This is a genomic window from Xanthomonas sontii (genome assembly GCF_040529055.1).
In the GTDB taxonomy this organism is placed as follows: domain Bacteria; phylum Pseudomonadota; class Gammaproteobacteria; order Xanthomonadales; family Xanthomonadaceae; genus Xanthomonas_A; species Xanthomonas_A sontii.
This window is the reverse complement of the sequence record NZ_CP132342.1, coordinates 733,824-760,302: the sequence shown is the minus strand read 5'-3', so window position 1 is coordinate 760,302 and position 26,479 is coordinate 733,824. Positions and strand designations below refer to the sequence as shown.

Sequence of the window (26,479 nt, the reverse complement as noted above, 5' to 3'; positions counted from 1 at the left end):
GTCATGCGCAAGCGCCATCGTCCGTTGTCGCCGTCCGTCGCCGTGATCGGCCTGCTCGCCTTGGCGCTGGCCGCGTGCCAGCGCACGCCTGCCGACAGCGCGGCGACGCCGTCCAAGCCCGCGACATCGGCGCCGGCGATCGCCATTCCAGGCTCTCCCGCATTGCAGGCCCAGGCGACGACGCTGCTGCAAGGCCTGCAGGCGCAGCTGGCGGCGCAGCGCAAGATCATCGTGTTGCTGGCCGACGAGGCCAAGCAGTCGCCCGCCGACCGACAGACCTCCAGCAGCGTCGGCCAGCAGCTGTTCCACGAGGGCCTGGAGCGCCGCGAGGCGCTGGCCAAGCAGTTCGATGCGCTGCTGGCGCTGCCCGACCCGCAGCGCTTCGCCGCGGTCGGCAGCCTGCTCGACTACGTCGAATCGGCTCCGGACCTGTACGACGCCGACCGCCTGGCATTCCGCGAGATTCTCGCCGACTGGCAGGTGCGCATCGGCAAGGACTCCTCGCTGCCGGCGATCAAGCTGCACCAGCGCATCGGCGAAGACCTGGAAGCGCTCGACGAGATCGAACGCACCTACAACCGCGAGATCACCGCGATCTTCAGCCGCTTCGACCGTACCCGCGCGATCGTGCAGAAGCGCGAGAAGTGGGAGGACTACGTCGCCCACCTGGGCACGCTGTACACGCGCGAGGCGATCCTGCGCGACTACGGCGTGATCACCCCGTACCCGATGTCGATGAAGGACAGCGACCGCGAGGTGTTCGGCCGCGACCTGCCGCCGAAGACCGTGGTGCTGAGTTTCGACGACGGCCCGCATCGCGAGTACACCGACGAGATCGTCGCCATCCTCAAGCGCTACGACGTGCCGGCCACGTTCTTCGAAGTCGGCCGCAACCTGGGCAAGCTGGAGCCGGATGGCAAGGTCGACCTGTCGCCGCTGGCCAGCGTCAGCCGCAGCCTGATGGAGCAGGGCTACACCGTCGGCAACCACAGCCTGACCCACGCGCAACTGTCCAAGGAAACCGGCGCCGCGCTACGCAGCCAGATCCTCGACACCGACCGCATGCTGCGCGCGGTCGACGCCAAGCGTGCGCCGCTGTTCCGCTTCCCATACGGCGCGCGCAACGCCGAGGGCATGCAGATCCTCGGCGAGGCCGGGCTGAAGTCGGTGATGTGGAACGTGGATTCGCTGGACTGGGCCGACCCGGTGCCGGAGTCGATCGTACAGCGCGTGCTCGAGCAGGTCGGCCGCGAGCAACGCGGCATCCTGTTGTTCCACGACATCCACGAACGCACCGTCAAGGCGCTGCCGCAGATCCTGGACCGGCTCAGCGCCGACGGTTACCAGTTCGCCGCCTGGAACGGGCGCGACTTCAGCGTGGCGCGCGCGGCCAGCAATGCCGCCGCACCGCCGGTGACCAGCGGCTACGACAAGTCGTGGGCCATCGTCATCGGCATCGACGACTACGCGCACTGGCCCAAGCTGCAGTACGCGGCCAACGATGCGCAGGCCATCGCGCAGACGCTGACCGGCAGCTTCGGTTTCCCGTCGTCGCAGGTGATCGTGCTGAAGAACCAGGAGGCGACCCGCAACAACATCCTGGCCGCTTTCCACGATCGCCTCGCACACGGCGGCGTCGGCAAGAACGACCGCGTGTTCGTGTTCTTCGCCGGCCACGGTGCGACCCGCAAGCTGGCCTCCGGCCGCGACCTCGGCTACATCGTGCCCGCCGACTCGGATCCGGCGCAGTTCGCCACCGACGCGATTCCGATGACCGAGATCCAGGACATCGCCGAAAGCCTGGAAGCCAAGCACGTGCTGTTCGTGATGGACGCGTGCTACAGCGGCCTGGGCCTGACCCGCGGCGGCGGCACCAGCGCCTACCTGCGCGAGAACGCGCGGCGCATCGCCCGGCAGATGCTCACCGCCGGCGGCGCCGACCAGCAGGTCGCCGACAGCGGCCCCAATGGCCATTCGGTGTTCACCTGGGTGCTGCTGCAGGCGCTGTCGGGCAAGGCCGATCTCAACGGCGACGGCCTGATCACCGGCACCGAGCTGGCCGCCTACGTGGCGCCGGCGGTGTCGAGCATCTCGCAGCAGACGCCCGCGTTCGGCAGCCTGCCCGGTTCGCAGGGCGGTGAGTTCGTGCTGCAGGTACCGGAGGGCGAGGAATTCCTCACCGCCAGCACCCAGCAGCTGTCCTCGGCGGCGATCGCGATGAACGACCGCGTCGATGCGGCGGCGCCGGCATCGACCGCGACCCCGAACGCCGGCGCCAGCAGCGCCGACGCACCGCCCGCTGCGTCCAAGCCGGCGGTGGTGGTCAAGGACCTGCAGGGTGGCGAACGCCCGTTGGCGGTGCCGGCCGCGGCCGGCCCGGTGTCCGACCGCCAGCGTGCGCAGCGCGCCAACGATCGCGGCCTGCAGCTGTACAAGGAGAAGCGCTACGACGAGGCCGAAGCGCAGTTCACCGAGGCGCTGAAGCTGCGCCCGGACTTCGCGCTGGCGGCCAACAACCTGGGCTTCATCTACTATCGTCAGGGCAAGTACGCGCAGGCCGTGCGCTGGCTGGAGAACACGCTGAAGATCGATCCCTCGCGCGCGGTGGCCTACGTCAACCTGGGCGACGCCTACCGCCAGCTCGGCGATGCGGCCAAGGCCAAGCACGCCTTCCAGACCTACCTGGAGCTGCAACCCAACGGAGCGTCGGCCGCCTACGTCCGCGGCCAGCTGCAAACGCTGTGATCCATCGCGCCGCCGAACCTGTCGCCTTCGCCATGCCGTCTTCCGCCACCGAGACCATCGCCGCCATCGCCACCGCTCCCGGCGCCGGTGGCGTCGGCGTGGTCCGCGTGTCCGGTCCGGCGGCGGCGGCCATCGCCGAGGGGCTGGGCCTGGGCACGTTGGTGCCGCGCAGCGCGCGCTACGCGCGTTTTCGCGACGCGCATGGCGAGATCGTGGACGACGGTATCGCGCTCTGGTTTCCGGCACCGCGCAGCTTCACCGGCGAGGACGTGCTGGAACTGCAGGCGCACGGCAGCCCGGTGCTGCTGCGGCACCTGGTGGCACGCTGCTGCGAACTCGGCGCGCGGCCGGCACGCCCGGGCGAGTTCAGCGAGCGCGCCTTCCTCAACCGCAAGCTGGACCTGGCCCAGGCCGAGGCGATCGCCGACCTGATCGCCGCCGGCGACCTGCGCGCGGCACGCGCGGCACGGCGCTCGCTGGACGGGGTGTTTTCGCGTCGCGTCGACGACCTGGCCGAACAGCTGATCCGACTGCGCATCCACATCGAAGCGGCGATCGATTTCGCCGACGAGGCGCTGGACACGCTGGGCGGCGAGCAGGTCCGCGCCGGCCTGGCGCAGGCGCGCACCGACCTGGCGCAGTTGCGTGCCGACGCCGAACGCGGCCGGCGCCTGCGCGATGGCCTGCACGCGGTGCTGGTCGGCCCACCGAATGCCGGCAAGAGTTCGCTGCTCAACGCGCTGGCCGGCAGCGACCGCGCCATCGTCACCGACATCGCCGGCACCACCCGCGACACCTTGCACGAGACCGTGCGCCTGGACGGCGTGGAACTGACCCTGGTCGACACCGCCGGCCTGCGCGAGGGTGGCGATGCGATCGAGCGCGAGGGCATGCGCCGCGCGCGCCAGGAACTGCAGCGCGCCGACCTGGCGCTGATCGTGCTGGATGCGCGCGACGCCGAGGCCGGCCAGGCCGCGATCGCCGATGCCATCGCCGATGTGCCGCAGCGCCTGTGGATCCACAACAAGAGCGACCTGCTCGCCGCCGTGCCCGCGGCCAGCGCCGAGCGCGTCTACGTTTCTGCGGCTACCGGCAGCGGGCTGGAGCAGTTGCACGCGCAGTTGCGCGCGATCGCCGGTGCCGCGGCCGGCGAGGGTAGCGACGGCGAGTTCTCCGCGCGCGCCCGCCACGTCGACGCGCTGCAGCGCGCCGCGACGCATGCCGACGCGGCGGCGGTCGAACTGCAGTACGAACGCCTGGAACTGGCCGCCGAAGAGTTGCGCCTGGCCCATGCCGCGCTCGGCGAGATCGTCGGCACGCTCAGTGCCGACGACCTGCTCGGGCGGATCTTCTCCAGCTTCTGCATCGGGAAGTGAGGTGGCGTACAGGGACATCCACTGATGTCTGCTGATGTAGCGCTAAGCTGCGTAAATAGAGGGATTTTTTTCTACTGAGTGGTTCGGTGATACAGTCAAAGCCATCCATTTTCATGTCCAAGTTTGGTTCCAAGTCGCTGGGTTCTTGCTTCTCCTCCCTCTACTTGACGAGGCAGTCCACCAGGTGGCGATTGGGGAGTCGCCAGCAAAAGAAACAGCAGGAGAACGTGGCCGGCGCGGAAGACGCCACCATGGCCGATTTCGCTGACCGCTTCTTCAAGGCACTCAAACCACTCGCTGCTAGCAGCTGCGTCTGGGTGTAGCCAGACCGTGGCACCCTGGCCAAACCATTCGCCAACAATGCGTAGCCAGGCGCTGAAGGTGCCCTAGCATGGGCAGGAGATTCCCGCCTTCACCATCCATGCCCTGCGGCGCACGCCGTCGGGGTAATGATCAACAACTGGTTGACAACTGCCTTGCATGCTCGAGTTAGCCGTGCTCGTTGCGCAAAGCACGCATGGCCTGCTCTGCGCTCAGGAAGCGGATTGTCAAACGCGATTTAATAGGGCATTTACCCTACTAAGTACCTTTTTAAAGGGTACAATTGCCATATTTTTCCAGCCTGGGCCTGTCGCCCCATGCGCTCGCTTACTGCCGAGTACCTTGCTGCGCTTCGCTTCGACGGCACCCAGGCGACCACACTGCGTGCATTGGGCGAGTATCAGGGCAAACAAAAACTTTACGCTGCCCAATCTCCGGAAGCCCTCAAAGGCCTGCGCCAGATCGCGATGATCGAATTCACCGAATCATCCAACCGATTGGAAGGCGTTGTCGTGGCTCCCTCACGGCTGAGGTCACTGGTCATCCGAAATGCGGCGCCGAAGAGCCGCTTCGAACAGGAGATCGCTGGCTACCGCGATGCCTTGGCGTTGATCCATGAATCGGCCGCGCACATGCCCTTCAACGAAGGTGTGGTGCTGCAATTGCACACCGCGCTGTACCGCTACATGCCGCAGGAGGACGGGCGTTTGACGGCCACCAACAACGACACTATCGAGCGCCACACGGATGGCACGTTGCGGGGGCGCTTCCAGCCGGTCGCTGCGCACTTGGCGCCGATTGCCTTGGCCGACCTGACAGGGCGCTACGCTAACGCATTGGACCAGCACCTGGCCGACCCACTGGTGCTGGTGCCACTGGCAGTGCTCGACTTTCTGTGCATCCATCCTTTCACCCATGGCAATGGCCGCATGTCCCGCCTACTGACCGGGCTACTGCTCTACCACTTCGACTATGCGGTGGGCCGCTACATCAGCTTGGAACGCATCTTCGACGACACCAAGGAACGCTACGAAGAGATGCTGGAAGCCAGCTCGCTGGCTTGGCACCGGGGGCGGCACGACGTCAAACCGTGGCTCGACTACTTTTGGGGGGAATTGCTGCGGGCGTATTGTGAGTTCGAGGAACGCGTCGGCACCATCGACCATGGGCGTGGTAGCAAGGGCGATCGGGTGCGGGCGGAAGTGCTTGGACGCAGCCTGCCGTTCTCGATTTCGGAGATCGACGAGGCTTGCCCGGGCGTAAGCCGGGACATGGTGCGGCTGGTGTTGAGGGTGATGAAATCGGAGGCGTTGATCGAATCGACTGGCAAGGGGCGAGGTGCGAAATGGGCCAAGCGGGTGTAAGGGGAGCACGATGGAACTGATCGACAACATCAGCCGCTTGCTGGGTGATGATCTCAAGCAAGCCATTCGGCCAGGGGCGCGGCTGAAGATCGCGGCCTCGTGCTTTTCAATGTATGCCTACGAGGCCTTGAAGTCCGAACTGGAAAAGATCGATGAACTGAACTTCATCTTCACCTCTCCCACTTTTGTGGCCGACGAAGTCACAGACAAGATCCGCAAGGAACGCCGCGGGTTCCACATCCCCAAGCTGGAGCGGGAGCGCAGCCTGTACGGTAGCGAATTCGAAATCCAGTTGCGCAACCAACTCACCCAAAGGGCGGTTGCCCGGGAATGCGCCGACTGGCTACGACGCAAGGCCAAATTCAGAAGCAATCGCAGCAAAGCTCCCATGCAGCAGTTCGCTTGCGTGCAGTCGGGCAGCGCCGACACGGCCTACACGCCTCTACATGGCTTTACCGCCGTCGACCTGGGCTACCAACAGGGCAATGCCGTGTCCAACCTGGTCAACAAGATGGACGAACCCAACTTCACGGCCACCTACCTGAGCCTGTTCGATCAAATCTGGAACGATCCGGAAAAGCTGGAAGACGTCACTGCGCAAATCTGCGACCACGTCGCCTCGGTCTATCAGGAAAACGCGCCCGAGAGCATCTATTTTCTGGTGCTCTACAACATCTTCAACGAGTTCCTTGATGACGTCGACGAAGACGTTCTGCCTAACGACCGCACCGGCTATCAGGACACGCTGATCTGGAACAAGCTCTTCAACTACCAGAAGGACGCGGCCACCGGCATCATCAACAAGCTGGAAACCTACAGCGGCTGCATCCTTGCCGACAGCGTCGGCCTCGGCAAGACCTTCACCGCGCTCGCTGTAGTCAAGTATTACGAACTGCGCAACAAGTCCGTCCTGGTGTTGTGTCCCAAGAAGCTGGCCGACAATTGGCTCAATTACAACCGCAACCTCAAGACCAACCCTTTCGCCAAGGATCGCTTCGGCTACGACGTTCTGGCCCACACCGACCTGAGCCGTACCAGCGGCGAATCGTTCGGCACGCCGCTCAACCGCATCAACTGGGGCAACTACGATCTCGTCGTCATCGACGAGTCGCACAATTTCCGCAACAACGACGCTTACAAGGACAAGGAAACCCGCTACCAGAAGCTCATGAATAAGGTCATCCGCGAAGGCGTGAAGACCAAGGTATTGATGCTCTCTGCGACGCCGGTCAACAACCGCTTCACGGATCTGAGAAACCAGCTCGCGCTCGCCTACGAAGGCGACTCGGAAAACCTCAACAAGAAGCTGCGCACCAGCAAATCGGTGGAAGAGGTTTTCCGCAACGCGCAGAAAGCGTTCAACGCCTGGTCGAAGCTGCCGCCGGAGCAACGCACGCCACGCGCCATTCTGGATGCGCTGGACTTCGACTTCTTTGAGCTGCTGGACAGCGTCACCATCGCGCGCTCACGCAGGCATATCCAGACTTTCTACGACACCAAGGACATTGGCCATTTCCCCGAGCGCCGAAAGCCCTTGTCGTTCCATTGCGCACTGACAACGCGCGATGACGTGATGGGTTTCAACGAGATTTTCGAGCTGCTGACCAAGCTGCTCCTGGCGGTGTACGGGCCGGCCAAATACATCCTTGCCAGTAAGCGCCAGCAATACATCGAACGCTACAACGCCCAATCCGGCGACGAAAAAGGCAACCTGAGCCTCGAAGGCCGGGAAAGCGGCCTGCAACGCTTGATGACGGTCAACCTGCTCAAGCGGCTGGAAAGCTCCGTCCAATCCTTCAGGCTCACGCTGCAATCCCTGCAAGCCAACCACCAGAACACGTTGGCGCAGATCGCGGCCTTTAGGCAGACCGGTAGCGCTGCCAGCGTGGATGACATGGCCAGCGTGCTGGAAGTCCTTGATGCAGAAGAAGATGACTTGCTCGATGAACTCGAACAAGGCAGCGATACCGGTGGCAAGCTCAAGATCAGCTTGGCAGACATGGACTTGCCCTCGTGGGAACATGACCTGAAAGCCGATCTCGCCCACATCGAAGCCCTGTTGACCTCGATGTCGAGGATCACGCCCGAGGACGATGCCAAGCTCCAGCATCTCAAGGGCCATGTGCTGGGCAAGATCACCAACCCCATGAACCCCGGTAACAAGAAGATCCTGATCTTCACCGCCTTCGCCGATACCGCCGACTACCTGTACGCCAATCTGGCTCCCGCATTGCAGGCCCTGCAACTGCATACCGGCAAGGTGACAGGCAGCGATCGCCCCAAGTCCACCTTGCCCAAAGCGTATGACTTCCAGGAACTGCTGACGCTGTTCTCCCCTCGCTCGAAAGAAAAGGCCGTCGTTTTGCCGAATGAGCCTGCGGAAATCGACGTGCTCATCGGCACGGACTGCATCTCCGAAGGCCAGAACCTTCAGGACTGCGACTACCTCATCAACTACGACATCCACTGGAACCCGGTGCGCATCATCCAGCGCTTCGGGCGCGTGGATCGCATCGGCTCACCCAACACCAGCATCCAGTTGGCGAACTACTGGCCGGACATCTCGCTGGACGAATACATCAACCTCAAGGAGCGCGTCGAAAACCGGATGATGATCGTGGATGTCACCGCCACCGGAGACGACAATGTCATCTCCGCGCAAGCCAACGACATGTCCTACCGCAAGGAACAACTGCGCCGCCTGCAGGAAGAAGTCATCGAACTGGAAGACCTGAAAACCGGTGTCTCCATCACCGATCTTGGCCTCAACGATTTCCGCATGGATTTGCTGAACTACGTGAAGGCCCACGGCGACCTGGGCAAGTCACCTAACGGACTGCACGCCGTCGTCCCCGCGAACCCTGAGCTCGGCCTCGCCCCCGGCGTCATCTTCACGCTACGCAACCGCAACGCAGGCGTGAATCCGCCCGCCCACCTGCCACAGCACAACCGGCTGCACCCTTACTACCTCGTTTACATCAACCGCGAGGGTGAGGTTGTTCACGACTACACCGAGGTCAAGCGCCTGCTCGATCTGGTGCGCCTGTGCTGCAAAGGGCGAGCGGCACCGATTGCTGAAGTCTGCCAACGCTTCAACAGAGCCACCGCCGATGGCCGCAAGATGCAGCCGTATTCCGAGCTGCTGAACAAGGCTATCCGTTCGATGATCGAGGTGAAGGAAGAGAAGGACCTCGACAGCCTGTTCACTGGAGGCAAGACCACGGCGCTCACGCACACCATCAACGGGTTGGACGACTTCGAGCTGATCGCCTTTCTTGTGATACAGGAGGCCGGATGAGTCAGCCTAGCCCCGCGCACCAGCATCAGGCCTTCATCGCTTACCCGGCGCAGGCCGCTTTTGGTCGCGCGCTGCCCAAAAGCAAGGTATACGAGCACAGTGGCGCGACAAACCGCCTCAAAGATTTGTTCGTCAAGCACGTCGAGCAGATCGTCTGGGCATTCAAGCTTGCGCCGGAGACGATTCGCCTGCCTGCGCGGCCCGGCGTGCCAGAAATTCAGGTGTTCAATCTTCAGCTCAAGACGCCGGAACTGCATCGTGACGTGCTGCGTTGCATTGACGAGGCCATTCCGTTCCCCATCGTGTTCGAGCTGGCTTTCGATGGCAGGACGCAGATCATCGCCGCCTACAAACGCCGGAATGACGCCGATGCGAGCCGCTGGGTGGTATCGGACTACTTTGCGTCCGACTGGCTGCCGGTCGGCAGCCAGCGGACCGTCATGCCCGTAGCGCTGCATCTGGGCGGCTTGTACGAACAGTTGCTGCAGCGTCTGATCCCTCTATCCTTGCGCCCGCAGGAAACGCTTGCAGAACTAGTGGCGCGCGTGGAGCAGGTGCAGGCCAAGCAACGTGAAGTGGAAAGAACAGCAGCGAGGCTGGCGAAGGAAAAGCAATTCAACCGCAAGGTGGAGATAAACGTCGAATTACGAAGACTGAAAAATGAAGTTGATCGGCTTATGGTGGATAAAAAAAAGATCACTTGACGTGCCAGCGCCCAGAATTCAAAGGAGGTTTCAATGGATATCAGTTTCTTCCGCGAAAATGTGACAGGCGCCTATCTGGAGGCGGAGGTTAACCCCAGCGCGGTTGATAAATTTGAGGCTGCCTACCAGCAAATCACCGGAATGATCCCCGTTGTTGGCGAGGGATATCAGCATCAGCCAAATAAATGGGGGGCTGAGTGTCGTGTTTATTTCAACTGCGACAGTGATCTCAGTGATGAATTCTCTGTTTTAGAAATTGAAGTGGAAGAAGGTGCGCGTCCCTACAAACAAGAATGGCGATTCCGCGTCAACAATAATGAATTCTTCTGGGCATTGATCCGCGCAGGATACAGGCTTGAAAAAAAATAAAGCCTAATAATATTAGAGAGAAAGTTTTATGGATAATCTGAAAATGCACTCGCCAAACATTGCAGAAGAGAACATTGCCCGCCTCCGGAAGATGTTCCCTCATTGCGTGACAGAAACGCGCGACGATACTGGCAACCTAAGAAAATCCATTGATTTCGATAGGCTACGACAAGAGCTCTCTCCCGTTGTCGTAGACGGAGTGCAAGAGCGATATCATTTGAATTGGCCCGGTAAACGTGAGGCGGTGCTGGTCGCAAATGCACCAATAGCAAAGACGTTACGACCTATCCGAGAGGAAAGTGTAGACTTTGACACGACGAGAAACTTATTTATCGAAGGGGACAATCTTGATGCATTGAAATTACTGCAGGAGACTTACCTGGGTCGGATAAAAATGATCTACATCGATCCACCCTATAACACTGGCAGTGATTTCATTTATGAAGATGATTTCGCCCAGGATGCGGAAAAATACCTGCTCTCATCCAATCAGAAAGATGGTGAGGGTAACAGGCTTGGTGTAAATACTTCAACAAACGGCCGATTTCATTCGGATTGGCTGAGCATGATGCTACCGCGCCTTCGGTTGGCGCGACATCTGCTGCATGATGATGGAGTTATCTTCATTTCCATTGACGACTCAGAGGCGGCGAATCTTAAGCTGCTCTGTGACGAGATTTTTGGCGCTCACAATTTCTACTGTAACTTTGTTTGGAAGCGTCGCAGTGGTGCAATGGATTCAGTGGACAACACAAGCGTGGATCACGAATATGTGCTTTGCTACGGAAAAAACAAGGGAAGACTAGCAGGTATAGAGCGAACCTATGCAGGCTACACGAACCCTGACAATGATCCGCGAGGTCCTTGGAAGGCTGACAACCTCAGTGCGGGAAAAGCAGGGGGGGATGTCTACTACGCTATAAAAGACCCCGCCACTGGAAATGAATTCTTGCCGCCTCAAGGCCGTTATTGGCCCTACAGTCGGAAGACTATGGCAGAGAAAATTTCAGAAGGCAGAGTGATATTTCCTGCCGCCTCATCGGGACGCCCTATGCTGAAGCGATTCCAGAATGAGGCAAAATTTGACACAGTCCCTGTATCGACCTGGATGGTTTCGAGGACGGATGACAAAGTTTCAAACTCGTTGATCGCCCCATCTAACACGCAGGCCACCCGGGAGCTTCAAGGTATATTCGATGCAAAAATTTTCCCGCATCCAAAATCTACACAGCTCATTGAATCCTTAGCATCTCAGTGCCTCTCAGGTGACGACGAGATTGTTCTCGATTTTTTTTCAGGTTCCGGAACGACCGCGCATGCAGTCTTGTCTCGAAATGCGGCTTGCAGTACGAACACGAAATTCATCCTCGTGCAGCTACCTGAGGCATGTCCGCCAGAAAGTGTGGCGGCGAATGCAGGATTTACATCCATTGCAGATATCGCAAGAGAGAGAATTCGGCGGGCAGGAGATCAACTCAGGAATTCTAATGTAAGGATAGATGTCGGCTTTCGGAGCCTCAGAGTCGACACATCTAACATGGCTGATGTCTACTACGCGCCCGATGCGCTGGACAAAGCCAACCTCGACCTGTTCGTGGACAACATCAAGCCCGACCGCACGGCGGAAGACCTGCTGTTTCAGGTCATGCTGGACTGGGGCGTTGACCTCGCCCTGCCCATCGAGCAGAAGGCCATCCAGGGCAAGGATGTGTTCTTCGTGGACGGCAATGCGCTTGCCGCCTGCTTCGATGCGCATGGCGGCGTGGACGAAGCCTTCGTCAAGGAACTGGCCACGCACAGGCCCTTGCGCGTGGTGTTCCGCGACGCGGGGTTCAAGAGCAGCGCCGTCAAGATCAATGTGGAGCAGATCTTCAAGCTCTTGTCGCCCTCCACAGAAGTGAAGAGCATCTGAGGGGGCGCAGATGAGTAAAGATGAATTGATGGCCAGCCCCACCGGCTATGCCGACTGGCTGGCTGAGCTCAAGCAGCGCATCCATGCCGCCCAGCAACGCGCCACGCTTGCGGTCAATCGCGAGCTGGTGTTGCTGTACTGGCATATCGGCCAGGACATTCTGGCGCGCCAGGCCAGCCAGGGGTGGGGCAGCAAGGTGGTGGACAGGCTGGCACGCGATCTGTGCAACGCCTTTCCGGACATGAAAGGCTTCTCCCCGCGCAACCTCAAGTACATGCGGGCCTTTGCCGAGGCGTGGCCCGATGGCGAATTTGTGCAAGCGGCGCTTGCACAATTGCCTTGGTATCATCAGTTGGCGCTGCTGGACAAGCTCCAGACCGCCGAGGAGCGGCAATGGTACGCCGCGCAGGCGCTGGAGAACGGCTGGTCGCGCAACGTGCTGGTGATGCAGATCGAATCCGGCTTGCGCCAGCGTACAGGCGCGGCCATCACCAACTTCGGCCAGCGCCTGCCCAGGCCGCAGTCGGATCTGGCCCGCGAGTCACTGAAAGACCCATACCGCCTGGACTTTCTCGGTCTGGGCAAGGAGGCGCAGGAACGTGCCATCGAGGATGCGCTGGTCAAGCACGTCACCCAGTTCCTGATGGAGCTAGGTGCGGGCTTTGCTTTCGTCGGACAGCAGGTGCATGTGGAAGTGGGCGACAAGGATTTCTACATCGACCTGTTGTTCTACCACCTGAAGTTGCGCTGCTATGTGGTGGTGGAACTGAAAGCCGGCGAGTTCCAGCCCGAATACGCAGGCAAGCTCAATTTCTACCTCAGCGCGGTGGACAGCCAGTTCAGGCACCCCAGCGACAACCCCAGCCTGGGCCTGTTGCTATGCAAGAACCGCGACAAGGTGGTGGCAGAGTACGCCTTGCGCGACATGAACAAGCCCATCGGCGTTGCGGAGTATCAACTGGTGCAGGCTTTGCCCAAGGAACTGCAAACAGACTTGCCTCGTATCGAGGATATCGAGAGTGAACTGCGGGATGCAGATGATGCGCCCGGGGAGGCGCAGGCATGAAGCTGAAATTCAAGACCCAGGCCTACCAGACGGCCGCCGTGCAGGCAGTGGTGGATTGCTTCAAGGGGCAGGCGCCGCATCACGGTGGCATTCGCTATCGCCTTGATCCCGGCACCCGCAAGGCGGCACCGGCCAGCCCCCAGGGCGCGCTGGCGCTGGAGGCCGCGCGGGATGCGGCGGCAGAGCAGGAGGCGGCTTTCCGCAACGCCGACCTCACCCTGTCGGAGCTGGCTCTGCTGGACAACATCCACGCCGTGCAGCGGGGGCAGAACCTGCCGTTGTCGGATGCGCTGGTCAAGACCAAGGTGGCCAATATCAATCTCGACATCGAGATGGAAACCGGCACGGGCAAGACCTACTGCTACATCAAGACCATCTTCGAGCTGAACAAGCTATACGGCTGGAGCAAGTTCATCATCGTCGTGCCCAGCATCGCCATCCGCGAGGGCGTGGCCAAGTCGCTGGACATCACCGCCGAGCACTTTCTGGAGACGTATCACAAGAAGGCGCGCTTCTTCATCTACAACTCCAAGCAACTGCATCACCTGGAGAGCTTCTCGTCGGACGCGGGCATCAACGTGATGGTGATCAACGTGCAGGCTTTCGCCTCGCGCGGGGCGGAAAACCGCCGTATCTACGACGTGCTGGACGATTTCCAGTCGCGCAAGCCCATCGACGTGATCAGCGCCAACCGGCCGATCATGATTCTGGATGAGCCGCAGAAGATGGAAGGTGCAGCCACGCTGAAATCGCTGGAAGAATTCAAGGCGCTAGCGGTGCTGCGCTACTCGGCCACCCACAAGACCACCCACAACAAGATTCATCGGCTGGATGCGCTGGACGCCTACAACCAGAAGCTGGTGAAGAAGATCGCTGTGCGCGGCATCGCGGTGAAGGGGCTGGCAGGCACGGCGGGCTATCTGTACCTGCAATCCATCGAGATTTCCAGCAAGAAGCCGCCCGAGGCGCGCGTCGAGTTCGAGCAGAAGCTGGCGGGCGGCAACATCAAGCGCGTGGTGAGAAAACTCGGCAAGGGCGACAACCTGTTCGAGCTGTCGGGTGGACTGGATCAATACCGCGACCACGTGGTCGCGGACATCAACGCCAACACCGACACCCTGAGCTTTACCAATGGCGTGGAGCTGACGGTCGGCGACGCCACCGGCGACGTAACCGAGGCAGCATTGCGCCGTATCCAGATTCGTGAGGCCATCAAGGCGCACTTCGACAAGGAGCAGGCGCTGTTCCATCAGGATGTGAAGGTGCTGACCCTGTTCTTCATCGACGAGGTGGCCAAGTACCGCGACTACGCGCAGGCGGATGAAAAAGGCGAATACGCCCGCATCTTTGAAGAGGAGTACACGCAGTACCTCAATGAGGTGCTCGACCTGGACGAGACGGCCTACGTCAAATACCTGGAGGGCATTGCAACAGAAAAAACCCACAGCGGCTACTTCTCTATCGACAAGAAGAGCAAGCGGCAGGTGGACTCGGCGGTTGCCGCGCGCGGCGAGAATGCGGGGCTGTCCGATGACGTGGATGCCTACGACCTGATCCTGAAGGATAAAGAGCGCCTGCTTTCGCTCGCCGAGCCGGTGCGTTTCATCTTCTCACACTCGGCCTTGCGCGAAGGCTGGGACAACCCGAACGTGTTCGTCATCTGCACGCTCAAGCACAGCGACAACACCATCTCCCGTCGCCAGGAGGTGGGACGCGGCTTGCGGCTGTCGGTCAACCAGAATGGTGACCGGATGGATCAACCGGCCACGGTGCACGATGTGAACGTGCTGACGGTAGTGGCCAGCGAGAGCTACAAGGATTTCGTGACCGCGCTGCAGAAGGACATCAGCGAGTCGCTGTCGGAACGTCCGCGCGTGGCGGATAAGGCATTCTTTACTGGCAAGATGGTGACCACGGCCACCGGCTCAGTGACTGTCACAGAAGATCAAGCGACCGACATCGAGTTCTACCTGATTCAGAACGGCTATGTCGACAAAAAGCGCAACATCACCGAGAAATACCATCAGGCCAAGAAGAACGGCACGCTGGCTGCGCTGCCGGATGAACTCGCTCCCTTGGGCGACCAAGTGTTCACGCTTGTGGATAGCGTCTTCAGCGAAAGTCAGTTGCCCGACATCAGCGACGACCGCCGCCCGAAGAAGAATCCGCTCAACGCCAACTTCGAAAAGCAGGAGTTCAAGGCGCTGTGGAACCGCATCAACCGAAAGGCGGCCTACAGTGTTGATTTCGACTCGGACGAGCTGGTGCAAAAGGCGGTCAAGGAGCTGGACGCGGCCCTGCGCGTAACCCCGCTGCAATACGCCATCCAGGCTGGCGAACAGATCGACCAGGTGACCCGCGAGGCGCTCCAGCGTGGCGATGGTTTCAAGGTTTCCGAAACAAAGACCGAGTACAACAAACAGTCGATCCATTCAGCGGTCAAGTACGACCTGATCGGCAAGCTGGCCGAAGGCACGCAATTGACCCGCCGGACGGTGGCGGAAATCCTCAAGGGCATCAACGTCGCGGTCTTTGCGCAGTTCAAGAGGAACCCAGAGAGCTTCATCGCCGAGGCCACACGGCTCATCAACGAACAGAAGGCGACGGTCATCATCGAGCATCTGGCCTATGACCCGGTCGAGGACAAGTTCGATCTGGACATCTTCACAGCCGGGCAGACCAAGCAGGACTTCAGCAGGGCCGGGCACAAGCTGCAACGGCACATCTACGACTACGTGCTGACCGACTCGAACATCGAGCGCGACTTCGTGAAAGAACTGGATACGGCCAATGAAGTGGTGGTCTATGCCAAGCTGCCGCGCGGCTTCCTGATTCCCACGCCCGTGGGTGACTACAACCCGGACTGGGCGATCAGCTTCAAGGAAGGTACGGTCAAGCACATCTACTTCGTTGCCGAAACCAAAGGCTCTATGTCATCCATGGAACTGCGCGAAATCGAGAAAACCAAGATCAAATGCGCCCGCAAGTTTTTTGATGAGATAAATCGCCGCTATGCCCCGGAGAACGTCAGATATGACGTGGTGGATAGCTTTGGCAAGCTGATGGAAGTCGTGAAGTAGAGGCCGCTGATCTTCCGAGATAGATAGCCGTGACTTGCAGACGTTCGTGCCCAAGTTCTGTACTGATGATTTTTCGTGCTGCGGTATCCTGGGCTCGGTGTGCGTCGATCAGCGCTCTGACGGGAGGTCCACCTGCTGTTGGTGCGGACACTCCGTCAGTGCCTCATACCGCATCTGCGGCATACCGATGCCGCAGCCCGTGCATGTTGCTCAGACCTGCTGCCTTGCATTGCCCATCGTAAACGGGCCGCTGCTGGATGTAGGTCTTGTTCGCGGGGATCAGCGAGCCCAATCCTGCCAGCCGGTGTACTTCGTCCAGCACCGTCCCCTGCTGCGGTGTCATGATCGGTACCGTGCGGCCACGTCCGCCCTTGACCTATGCGCCTTTGATGGCGATGTGATCGCCACGGTCGACATAGTGCGGTTGAAACTTGATGGGCTCTTCACACCGCTCAGGTCGCCCATTGGCACACCACAATTGGTAACGGGAGAGCGAGAAGCGTCCAGGGATGGCCGTCTGCCGCTACCAAGGAACACGCTTGGTTTCTGGGTCCAAGAATAGGACCAAGCGCATTGAGTGGCTTCCAGAACGCTATTGAAAATCGATGGAATGCAGCAGAAACGCTACTTCGCATCGGCAAAGTAGCGTGTCGCTACGCCCTGCTTACGCCGCCAACGCCGCGCGCTGCTCCTGCAGCCACTGTTCGAACGGCAGCGGCGCCTGCCCGGTCAGCGCCTGGTAGTCGCCGGTGACGGTGGCGACGCGGCCGGCGGCGGTGTTGGTGTCGAACGAAGCATAGATGCGCGCGACCGGTTCGGGCAGGCCTGTGCCGACCATGCCCTGCACCAGGCCTTCGACCGGTACTGGCACCACCTGGATCTGCACGTCCAGCACCTGCGCGACCAGCGCGGCGATCTCGGCGGTGGTGTAGGCGCGCGCGCCGCTGAGGGTGAGCGTGCGCTTGCCGTCGCCGCCGGCCAGGGCGACCGCGGCGGCGCGGGCCAGGTCGTCGCGCGCGATATGGGCGATGCCGCCGTCGCCGGCCGCGCTGTACCACTGGCCCGAGGCCAGCACCGACGGCAGGCTCATGAACAGGTTTTCGAAGTACCAGTGGTTGCGCAGCACGGTCCAGGCGGGCAGGGCGCTGGCGGCCAGGCTGTCTTCGGTACCGGCATGGTCGGTGGCCAGCATCAGCGGCGAGTCGTGCGGTTCCGGGCAGGAGGTGTAGACCAGGTGGCCGACGCCGGCACGCTCGGCGGCGGCGATCGCGGCCTGGTGCTGCTGCAGGCGGTGGCCGGGGCGGTCCAGTGCGTCGGTGCTGATCAGCAGCACGCGGCCGGCGCCACGGAACGCAGTGTCGAGCGAGGTGGCGTCGTCGAAATCGCCGTGGCGCACGTCCACGCCACGCGCGGCCCAGGCGGCCAGGCGGTCGGGTTGGCGGGTCATCGCCACCACCCGCGACGTCGCCACCTTGAGGGTGTCGAGCAGGTGCGCGAGCACGCGCTGGCCGAAGTGGCCGCCGGCGCCGGTGACGAGCAGGGAATCGGAAGATGCGGACATGACAGGTCTCCTGAGGAAGGGCGGCGTCGCAGGACGCCATGGTCTGGAAAAGGAACCTGGTCTATCCTAGAGACCCTGGCCGACCTGTAAAGACGGCACTTTTTCCGCCCCTGATTACCCCGAGGTAACCACCATGGACACCGTCGTACCGCCGGTCGCTGCCTGCGACGCGCTGTTGAGCCAGCAGTTGCAGGACTACCAGCGTGCCGGCATGGCCATCGACCAGTGCCCGGTGCGCGACGTGCTGGCGCAGATCGGCGACAAGTGGAGCACCCTGTTCGTGATGCTGCTGGCCGAACGCCCGCACCGCTTCGGCGAACTGCGCCGCGCGGTGCCGGACATCTCCCAGCGCATGCTGACCCAGACCCTGCGCGACCTGCAGCGCGAAGGGCTGGTCGCCCGCGAGGTGCTGCCGACCGTGCCGCCCGGCGTGGAGTACCGGCTCACCCCACTGGGGCAATCGTTGAGCGTGGTGCTGGCGCCGCTGGTGCGCTGGGCCGCCGACCATCATGCGGAGATCCGCAGCGCACGTGCTGCGTTCGAGGCCGATGCACCGGCGCGGGCGGCGGGCGCCGCGTACGGTTGACGCGTCCCGTACGAGCGGCTTCACCGAGAACGCCCGGTCGCGGCGGAAGCCGCTCCTTACGGACATTCCCGCATTACCCGCCACCCCGACGGCCGCAAACGCCCGAATTCGGCAACCGCGGATCAGCTCTCCGCAACCACCCGCGCGCTGTAGCTGTCGCCGTCGCGCTGCACCCGTACCGGTCCGCCGAACACCGCCGACAACGGCGCATCGGCCAGCAGTTCCTCGCGCGCGCCGTCGGCGTACACCTGGCCCTCGCGCAACAGGATCACCCGTGCGATTTCCGGCACGATCTCTTCGATGTGGTGGGTGACCAGCACCAGGGTGATGCCTTGACGGGCGAGGTCGCGCATCGTCGCCAGCAGGTGCTCGCGCGCGACCAGGTCCAGGCCGGTGCTGGGTTCGTCCAGCAGCAGTGCCTGCGGCCGATTGACCAGGGCGCGCGCGATCAGCACGCGCCGGGTCTCGCCGGCCGACAGCTCGGCATAAGGACGCCGCAGCAACGGCAGCGCGTGCGCGGCCTGCAGCGCCTCGCGCGCGCGGTCGCGCATCGCATCGGTCACTTCGCGGTGCGGCGGCACCACGTAGCTGGCGAAGAACCCGGACAGCACCGCGCTTTCCACGTCCAGCCCGGGCATGTCGGCGAGATTGACGCTGAGGTCGCCGGTGACGATGCCCAACTGGCTGCGCAGCCGATCCACCTGCCAGCGGCTCTGGCCGAGCACCCGCACCGCCGGTTCCTCGCCGGCGCGCGCCAGCGGATACAGCTCGCGGGTGATGAGCTTGATGAACGAGGATTTGCCGCAGCCGTTCGGGCCGAGGATCGCGGTGTGCTGGCCAAGCGCGATGCGCAGGCTCAGCGAATGCAGTACGCGGACCTGGCCGCGGACGACGCTGGCGCGATCGAGTTCGATCAACGGCGTGGCCGCTGGCACGGGGGTTGCTTGGGAAGAGGCGGCTGACATGGAACCGAAACCGTTCTGTGATCGGAAGCGCTTGGCGGCTGAATACCATACGCGAGCGCCGGGTGAAGTTTGCGCCCGCAACCCCCATCATGTCGTCATCCCCTCACGCCGTCTTACGCTCTGGAGCTTCTGGCAATGTTCGACGCGATCCTCGACTTCCTCGGCAACGGCCTGCTCGGCGTCGGCTGGTGGGGCATGCTGGCCGTGCTGCTGCTGTTCACCCAGCTCACCATCTTCGCGGTGACGCTGTACCTGCACCGCAGCCAGGCGCACCGCGGCGTGGACTTCCATCCGCTGCTGTCGCACTTCTTCCGCTTCTGGACCTGGTTCACCACCTCGATGATCACCAAGGAGTGGGTGGCGATCCATCGCAAGCACCACGCCAAGGTGGAGACCGAGGAAGACCCGCACAGCCCGCGGACCAAGGGCATCGCCCGTGTGTTCTGGCGCGGCGTGGAGCTGTACCGCGAAGCGCGCACCCAGCGCGGCGACATCGAGCAGTACGGCAAGGGCGCACCGGACGACTGGATCGAGCGGCACCTGTACACCCCGTACGCGAACCTGGGGCCGGTGGCGCTGTTCGTGGTCAACTTCGCACTGTTCGGCCTGCCCGGCATCGCGCTGTGGGCGCTGCAGATGGCCTGGATCCCGTTCTGGGCCGCCGGCGTGATCAACGGCCTGGGCCACTGGTGGGGCTACCGCAACTTCGAGTCCGCCGACACCTCCACCAATCTGACCCCGTGGGCGCTGTGGATCGGTGGCGAAGAACTGCACAACAACCACCATGCCTTCCCGAGCTCGGCGCGTTTCTCGATGCGCCGTTGGGAACTGGACATCGGCTGGATCGCGATCCGCGCGCTGGCCGCGCTGCGCCTGGCCAAGATCCTGCGCGTGGCGCCGACCCTGGACGTGCGCCCGAACATCGCCGTGCCCGACGCCGACACCCTGCGCGCGCTGCTGTCGCATCGCTTCCAGGCGATGACCGATTACCAGCGCAACGTGTTCACGCCCGCGCTCAAGGAAGAAGCTACTCAGGCCGGCGCCAAGCTGCGCAAGCTGCTGCCGCGGCGCCTGCGCAAGGGCCTGGTCGACGATGGCCGCTGGCTCAAGCCCGACGCGCGCGAACAGCTGCAGCACTGGGTGGCGCAGCGGCCGCGCATGCGCACGCTGGTCGAGCATCGCGCCCGCCTGGCGGCCCTGCTGGAAGCGCGCACCCATGACGCCAGCGAACGCCTCAAGCACCTGCAGGCCTGGTGCCATGACGCCGAAGCCAGCGGCATCGCCGCGCTGCAGGCCTACGCCGCGCGGCTGAAGGGCTACGCCCTGGCATGAGCCGCGGCGCACCGCGTCCCCTGCCGCACGAACGCCGCCTTGTGCGGCGTTCGTCGTTGATGGCCGGGCTGACGCTGGGCATCGCGTGCGTCGCGACCGTGGCCGGCATCGGCGATGTGCAGGCGCAGGCGATCGACAGCACCGCCGGCTACCTGCAGCGCATGGACCGAGACGGCGACGGCCGCGTCAGCCTGGACGAATACCTGGCCTGGATGAGCTACGCCTTCGACGCGCGCGACCGCGACCACGACGGCGTCCTCAGCCCCGCCGAACTGCCCGGCGGTCGTGGCCCGCCGATCACCCGCGCACAGCACCTGGCCACCCTGACCGCCCGCTTTCGCAAGCAGGACACCAACGGCGACGGCTACCTCAGCGCGCGGGAGTTGGCGGCGCCGCCGCAGTAGGGGATAGCTCTGATGGTACGGCTTCTATTGCCGAGCTGGTTGCGCAAACCGATGCATCCCATCGATCTGAGCATCGCCATCGTCGATATGCATACATCTCGATGCAGCCTGCCTGGCGGATAGTGATGCCTGTAGGCACGGCTTAGTCACGGCGCCGGCTTAGGAGATTCTGGTTGCAGGCTCCTTTCCCTGACTAGATAACGGCGCTTTGGACCAGCGCTTTCCTGTTCGAGACCACAGGAAGTAAGTCGCCACAATCTCCAACACCTGCCACCACCAATATGCGCCACCCGTATGCGCATTCATCACAGACACCACAAAATGCAAGAAAATCAGCGCCGGCAGGCACAGGAAGACGGCGATAACAAAGTGGGACCATGTCTGCGCCTTACTGAGCGAAAAGGCAAGATAAAAACATAGCGTTATTCCTGGAAAGAAAATCAGGTAGCGAAAATAGTCTCCAATGGGTGCATTATTAAATAAGTGCCTGTTAGCAAAAAAACTATCTAGGCCGATAACAAAAAAAAGCAAGAAAGAAAGAACCACGGGAATCCACTTTAGGATATTCATTAACTACCATCCTGTCTCGCATTCGTTGTCGCGGGAAGCGCCAAAGGGCGTTTTCCCAATAATTTCTTGTAGGATCCCTTCAGATCCATCACCAACCTGCGGAACATAATTTGGATATACTCCTCTTGGCCACAAGGAGCCCCCATAAAAGAGGGGGCTAATTCCCGCCTCCTGAAAAACTTTATAGTGGTATTCATCGATGAAGTTGCCATACGGCTCTCTTACAACACGGCCTTGCTCGTCACGAATTGAATAACGCCTGTCTTCACGAGCTAAGCCATTTCTAATTTTTGTTAATATAACACTTGCTGAGTCGGATGTCCGATTTGTAGCCCATGCATGAATAATGCCAGCTCTTATTGCCTCGTTAATGACTAGGTTTTCACCCTTGCATGTTCTGGCTGCTCGTTTGTAGTAAAGAGATCCAGTTTGTCTATAAAGAGATTCATAGTAGCTGCATATAGATTTATCGCCTGGCCCATCAAAATCCCACTTCTTAAGACCTTTGGGGTCGTAATTATTTAGTGGATATGAATCCACATAAGAAAAAGTCGAAATGCCACCTTCTAGCCCAATCGGATCACTCTGCACATACCGGCCAGTGCCAGGCTCATAGTCGCGGAAATAATTCTGGTTGAGTCCACTCAACGCATCGTAGCGCTGCCCAGGAAAGCGCATGTCGAACACGAAGGCCGTGCCGTCCTTGTCCGGATCCTGGTCCGGCGCGGTGGTGCCGAAGGCTTCGCCCTTCAGATCCCAGCGCCAGATCGCCACGTCGCGAACCGGATCGATCACCGCGCGCGGCGTGCCCAGGTGGTCCGCCTGCACGTAGCGTAGCGTGGTCTTTGCCAGCACGCCGACCGGCAGATCGTCCAGCCAGATCGCCTGCTGCACGACGGCGCCGTTGTTGTCGTAGTCGCCCAGCCAGTGACCGCTCTCGTCGTAGAGGGTGTAGGTATTGGTCTTGCCCACTCGTCGTACCTGCTCGCCACGGCCGTTGTAGGCGTAGTTCGCCACGGTGGTGCCACTGCGCTTGACCTGTGTCAGCCGGCCGTTGGCGCCGTATACGTACTGCACGGCCGTGCCGCCGATCGCGGTGGTGTTGCCGGCCGCGTCATAGTTGCGTGCGGTACCGGCCACGCTGCTCAAACGGTGGCTGGTGGTCGGATAGCTGTAGGTCTGCGTGGCGGTGTTGACCTTGGCACTCAGGCGGTTGCCGGTGGCATCGTAGGTGTAGCCGTCGATCACCGTATCGGTCGGACCATCCTTGAACGCGGTCAGCCGGCCCAGCGGGTCGTAGTCCAGTTTGATCACCGGCGCGGTATTGCCGGGCGCGGTCAGCGCGCTGAGGTTGCCGACCGGGTCGAAGGCGAAGCCCACCGCCAGGCCATCGCTGCGGGTGTCGTTGACCGCCAACGGGCGATAGTCCTGGTCCAGCACGCGCTGCATCGGACGGCCGTTGCCGTAGGTCCACCCGGCCACCGGGCCGAACGGGTAGTAGGTGGCCTGGTTCAGCAGCACCTGGCGGGTGCCGCCAGGCGGGGTCACGCCGACCTCGGTGGTCTGGCCCTGGGCGTTGCGCACGTAGTCCACCACCGCGCCATCCGGGTAAGTGAGGCGGCTCAGCTGCCCGGCCTTGGTGTAGGCGTAGCGGACCACGAACACCTTGCCGTTGGTGGTCTGCACCTTGCGCACCAGATCGCCGAAGCGGTCGTAACAGTAGTCGGTGCTGCCGCTGCCGTCCTGCATCCGGGTCAGGCGGCTGACGCCATATGTCTCGCCGCTGGCGCAGGTGGTCTGGCTGACGCCGTAGGTGTAGCTGACGTTGAGGCTGGTGGTCGGATAGGTGACCTGGGTCAGCCGGTTCAGCGCGTCATAGCCGTAGCTGGTCTTGATGTTGCGCGCATCGGTCTGGGTGGCGCGGTTGCCTGCGCTGTCGTAGGTGTACGTGGTGCTGCCGGTGTCCGGGCTGGTGAGCTTGTTCAGGTCGCCCAGGCCGTTGTAGGCGTAGGTGGTGTCCAGGCCCTTGGGATCGGTGACCTTGGTCAGGTTGTCCAGGGCGTCGTAGCCGAAGGTGGTCTCGGCGGCGATGCCGCCCACGTCCTGCAGCGTGCGCGCCAGGCGGTTGAGCGGGTCGTAGTCGTTCTGGGTGGCATGACCGAGCGCGTCGGTGACGGTCTTGGTGTTGCCGTTGCCGTCGTAGCCAAAGTCGGTCGGATCGCCCTGCGCGGTGGCCTGCGTCGCGAGTTGGCCAAGCTGGTTGTACACCCGCGAGAGGGTGCGCTTGAGCGTGCCCGAGGCGTCCTTGGTGTCCTCCTTGGACCGGTTGCCGGCATTGTCCAGGGTGTAGTGGATGGTGTTGCCGGCGTTGTCGGCGATATCGGTCAGCCGGTGCGCCGCATCGTAGGTGAAGCGGGTGAACGCGCCATCGGGTTGCGTCACCTGCTTGACCAGACCAGTCGGCCAGTAGTCGATGGCGGTGATGCGATCGTCGCTCTCGCTGCTGTCGTCGGCTCCGCGCACCTTGCTGGCGGTCAGCCAGCCGCGCGGGTGATAGGTGTAGTCGGTGACCACGCCATTGGCGTCCTTCGCCGACAACACGCGCCCGGCGCCGTCATAGGCCAGGTACTCGGTGACCTGACCCAGCGCATTGGTCACCTTCCACAGGTCGCCCTTGCGGTGTGGGCAGGTGGTCGGGGAGGTAGCGCAGGTGCTGTCGTCGGTGGCGTAGTAAGTGAAGCGAGTGATGTCGTTGACGTCGGTACGCGCGCCGTCGACCGACTTGGGCAGGCCCAGGATCGGGCAGGTGCTGTCGGTCGCCGCCACGTCCGCCGCTTCGCAATAGCTGTAGGTAACAGTGCGCTGCTTGCCTGAAGCCGTGTCGCTGCTCGTCATCTGCACCGGCTGCAGGCGATCGTTATAGCTGTAGGACACGGTGCGCCCGCCGGTCTGCACCGACAGCAGGCATTTGCTGCCAGCCGCCGTCCGCGTTGTCGTCGTGCGCTCCTGCGGTTGCCCGACCGCCTCGCGTACGGTGTGGATGTTCACCGCGACACCGTTCTCGGTCGCTTCGGCGTAGCTGTGCTGGGTCTGGATACCACGGCGATCGGTGACGCTGCTCAGCCGGCGGCGGAAGTCGCTGGACTGATCGTTGTAGCTGTACTGCAGCGTGCCGTCGGTCCTGGCGACGGTGGCGACCTTCGGCGAGGCACCACCCGCCTCGGTCATCGTGTAATCGTTGACATCGCCCAGCGCATCGGTGACGCGAGTGCCGGCAGCCGAGTAAGCCAGGGTGATGCCGTCGATACCGGCGGCGTGCTGGCTGGAGATCGCACGGCCAACCTCGTCGTAGGCGAAGGTGCTGAAGCGCTGGCCGTCCTCCGTGGTCACACCGGTCAGATGGCGCGGGAACCGCGTGTCCTCATAGTGGTAGATCCGGCTCTTGCCGTCGGCATAGGTGACGCTCGCCAGGCGCTGCTGGTCGTAGCCGTAGCTGGCCAGCTGCACCCCAGCTGAGACGATGCCGGTGATGAGCGCGTCGTCGTTGTCGTCGGCATACACCAGTTCGATGGAGCGCCCCTGCAGCGACGCGATGCTTTGCAAGCGCCCACGTGTGTTGTAGCCGTACACCCACCCGCTGCCATCCTCGGCCATGCGCGAGACCAGCTTGCCTTTGGCATCGAAGGTGTAGATGGCATCCTGGCGATACAGGATCCATTGGTCGCCGTTGGCGACGATGCGCTCGTCCGAGGCGTTGGCCGCGCGATACTCGGCTCCCATCTTGCGGAACGGAACGGCATAGCCGCTACCCTCGATCAGGCCCAGCGTATCGCCCTGGATGGTCAGGTGCAGACTGTGCGAGAAGGTCCAGCCAGGGCCGAAACCACCGGTATTCAGTGCGATACCCGAGTGGTAGTAGCGTGTCAGGGTGATCCAGCCCAGATCCAGGTCGCGCTCGGCCTGGAATTTCTCGCCGGTCTTGACGTCGCAGGGGTTGCCGACCATGCCGGAGTGGCCGCTGCTGTTCTGACCGCTGCCCTGATCTCCACCACACTGAGGCTGAATTGTCGTAATCGTTGCTGTGATAACTTCGTTAACACACGCATTCTGTTCCGGCTCCCAATGCATGTATGGGTTCGGGCAAGTCGATATTTTATAAAGTTGAAAATTCCCTGAATAAGGCGTGCACGACCCATCGCGACCATCAAACGTTGAGCCAGTGTATTGATAGTCACCCAGCTCTAGGGCCTTGTTTTCTGAGGAGTAAGGATACCAGTCGCTCACTCTAACGAAAATGGACGATGCGCAAGGAGGACTATGACCTTGATTTACCGATGCAACCATCTTTTTTACAAGGTCTTCTTCGGTATCGGCGCTCAGCCCATTGATTCCCCAGAACTGGAGCTTCCGTTCTTTTTTGCCCATCCAGTACGTTATAGAAGTCTCACCCTTTTCAGAAAGGGAGGTCGACTTTATTTCTGTCACGTATTGATACGCATCGGGCGCATCAGATGGTCCTGGGATGGTCCGAATAGCCGCTTCCGCCTGAAATTGTGTGTCGTAGGGTCCATATGAATTTCCCGCTGTATCGCGGACCAGGAACTGCTGCTTTTTCCCTTCGGTCGCGGCGAACACCGAGCCCGCAAACAGGGCGAGCAGCGTCAGAACCATCGCAAAGCGTAGAGCGCCAGAAGAGTTGCGAGTGCCGTGAAGCGTGATCATTGTGCGTCCTTGCAAAAAGTTCATCGACTCAGCCGAGTCAGGATCGGGCGGCTGCGCGTCCAGCCAGATGCCGATTGGCACGCAACAGAGCGAAGCCGGCGGCA

The 26,479-nt window shown here is 61.9% G+C and carries 17 protein-coding genes; 12 read left to right on the top strand and 5 right to left on the bottom strand.

Translation table 11 applies throughout. The annotated features are described in order from the left end of the window. The first annotated feature begins 3 nt into the window (after positions 1-3). From RAB70_RS03190 to RAB70_RS03150, 9 genes are all read left to right on the top strand, one after another. Complete coding sequence (locus RAB70_RS03190) at positions 4-2,745, top strand: tetratricopeptide repeat protein (protein ID WP_148827846.1); 2,742 nt, start codon at positions 4-6, stop codon at positions 2,743-2,745. A gap of 32 nt (positions 2,746-2,777) precedes the next feature. Then, positions 2,778-4,121 (top strand): tRNA uridine-5-carboxymethylaminomethyl(34) synthesis GTPase MnmE, encoded by a 1,344-nt coding sequence (gene mnmE, locus RAB70_RS03185; RefSeq protein ID WP_148827847.1) that lies wholly within the window; start codon positions 2,778-2,780, stop codon positions 4,119-4,121. 638 nt (positions 4,122-4,759) lie between these two features. Further along, positions 4,760-5,806, top strand: coding sequence for a Fic family protein (locus RAB70_RS03180; RefSeq protein WP_148827848.1), 1,047 nt, complete (start codon positions 4,760-4,762; stop codon positions 5,804-5,806). A gap of 10 nt (positions 5,807-5,816) precedes the next feature. Next, on the top strand, positions 5,817-9,104 hold the full coding sequence (locus RAB70_RS03175; protein WP_148827849.1) for a helicase-related protein: 3,288 nt from the start codon (positions 5,817-5,819) through the stop codon (positions 9,102-9,104). Next, positions 9,101-9,808, top strand: a complete 708-nt coding sequence (locus tag RAB70_RS03170) for a DUF4391 domain-containing protein (RefSeq protein ID WP_148827850.1) — start codon at positions 9,101-9,103, stop codon at positions 9,806-9,808. The genes RAB70_RS03175 and RAB70_RS03170 overlap by 4 nt, the downstream gene beginning before the upstream one ends. A gap of 33 nt (positions 9,809-9,841) precedes the next feature. Then, a complete protein-coding gene (locus RAB70_RS03165; protein WP_148827851.1) occupies positions 9,842-10,177 on the top strand; it encodes a hypothetical protein in 336 nt (111 codons plus the stop codon). A gap of 28 nt (positions 10,178-10,205) precedes the next feature. Next, positions 10,206-12,089 carry a site-specific DNA-methyltransferase gene (locus tag RAB70_RS03160; protein ID WP_148827852.1) on the top strand — a complete coding sequence of 628 codons (1,884 nt, stop codon included), beginning with the start codon at positions 10,206-10,208 and terminating at the stop codon, positions 12,087-12,089. A 28-nt stretch (positions 12,090-12,117) separates the two neighbouring features. Beyond that, positions 12,118-13,155, top strand: a complete 1,038-nt coding sequence (locus RAB70_RS03155) for a PDDEXK nuclease domain-containing protein (RefSeq protein ID WP_265531018.1) — start codon at positions 12,118-12,120, stop codon at positions 13,153-13,155. Continuing rightward, positions 13,152-16,235 carry a type III restriction-modification system endonuclease gene (locus tag RAB70_RS03150; protein ID WP_148827854.1) on the top strand — a complete coding sequence of 1,028 codons (3,084 nt, stop codon included), beginning with the start codon at positions 13,152-13,154 and terminating at the stop codon, positions 16,233-16,235. Before RAB70_RS03155 ends, RAB70_RS03150 begins: the two co-directional genes overlap by 4 nt. 163 nt (positions 16,236-16,398) lie before the next feature. Here the strand turns inward: RAB70_RS03150 and RAB70_RS03145 are convergent, their stop codons facing one another. Both RAB70_RS03145 and RAB70_RS03140 read right to left on the bottom strand, forming a co-directional pair. Beyond that, positions 16,399-16,578, bottom strand: a complete 180-nt coding sequence (locus tag RAB70_RS03145) for a hypothetical protein (protein ID WP_230979381.1) — start codon at positions 16,576-16,578, stop codon at positions 16,399-16,401. Between the two features lie 321 nt (positions 16,579-16,899). Beyond that, the gene (locus RAB70_RS03140) at positions 16,900-17,796 is read right to left on the bottom strand and encodes an NAD(P)H-binding protein (protein ID WP_148827855.1); all 897 of its coding nucleotides are present in this window, start codon (positions 17,794-17,796) and stop codon (positions 16,900-16,902) included. Between the two features lie 133 nt (positions 17,797-17,929). Here RAB70_RS03140 and RAB70_RS03135 point away from each other — a divergent pair, with 133 nt between their 5' ends. Continuing rightward, entirely contained in the window at positions 17,930-18,382 is a 453-nt protein-coding gene (locus RAB70_RS03135) for a helix-turn-helix domain-containing protein (RefSeq protein WP_148827856.1), read from the top strand. A gap of 122 nt (positions 18,383-18,504) precedes the next feature. Here RAB70_RS03135 and RAB70_RS03130 read toward each other — a convergent pair whose 3' ends face one another. Further along, complete coding sequence (locus RAB70_RS03130) at positions 18,505-19,347, bottom strand: ABC transporter ATP-binding protein (RefSeq protein WP_148827857.1); 843 nt, start codon at positions 19,345-19,347, stop codon at positions 18,505-18,507. A gap of 135 nt (positions 19,348-19,482) precedes the next feature. Between RAB70_RS03130 and RAB70_RS03125 the strand changes: the two genes are divergently transcribed. Further along, entirely contained in the window at positions 19,483-20,679 is a 1,197-nt protein-coding gene (locus tag RAB70_RS03125; protein ID WP_148827858.1) for an acyl-CoA desaturase, read from the top strand. A 59-nt stretch (positions 20,680-20,738) separates the two neighbouring features. Continuing rightward, positions 20,739-21,083 carry an EF-hand domain-containing protein gene (locus RAB70_RS03120; RefSeq protein ID WP_017911767.1) on the top strand — a complete coding sequence of 115 codons (345 nt, stop codon included), beginning with the start codon at positions 20,739-20,741 and terminating at the stop codon, positions 21,081-21,083. Positions 21,084-21,242: 159 nt separating this feature from the next. On the opposite strand, the gene RAB70_RS03115 is transcribed toward RAB70_RS03120, so the two are convergent. Both RAB70_RS03115 and RAB70_RS03110 read right to left on the bottom strand, forming a co-directional pair. After that, positions 21,243-21,653 carry a hypothetical protein gene (locus tag RAB70_RS03115; protein ID WP_148827859.1) on the bottom strand — a complete coding sequence of 137 codons (411 nt, stop codon included), beginning with the start codon at positions 21,651-21,653 and terminating at the stop codon, positions 21,243-21,245. A gap of 3 nt (positions 21,654-21,656) precedes the next feature. Further along, a complete protein-coding gene (locus tag RAB70_RS03110) occupies positions 21,657-25,658 on the bottom strand; it encodes an RHS repeat-associated core domain-containing protein (protein WP_265531016.1) in 4,002 nt (1,333 codons plus the stop codon). Positions 25,659-26,479 lie beyond the last annotated feature (821 nt).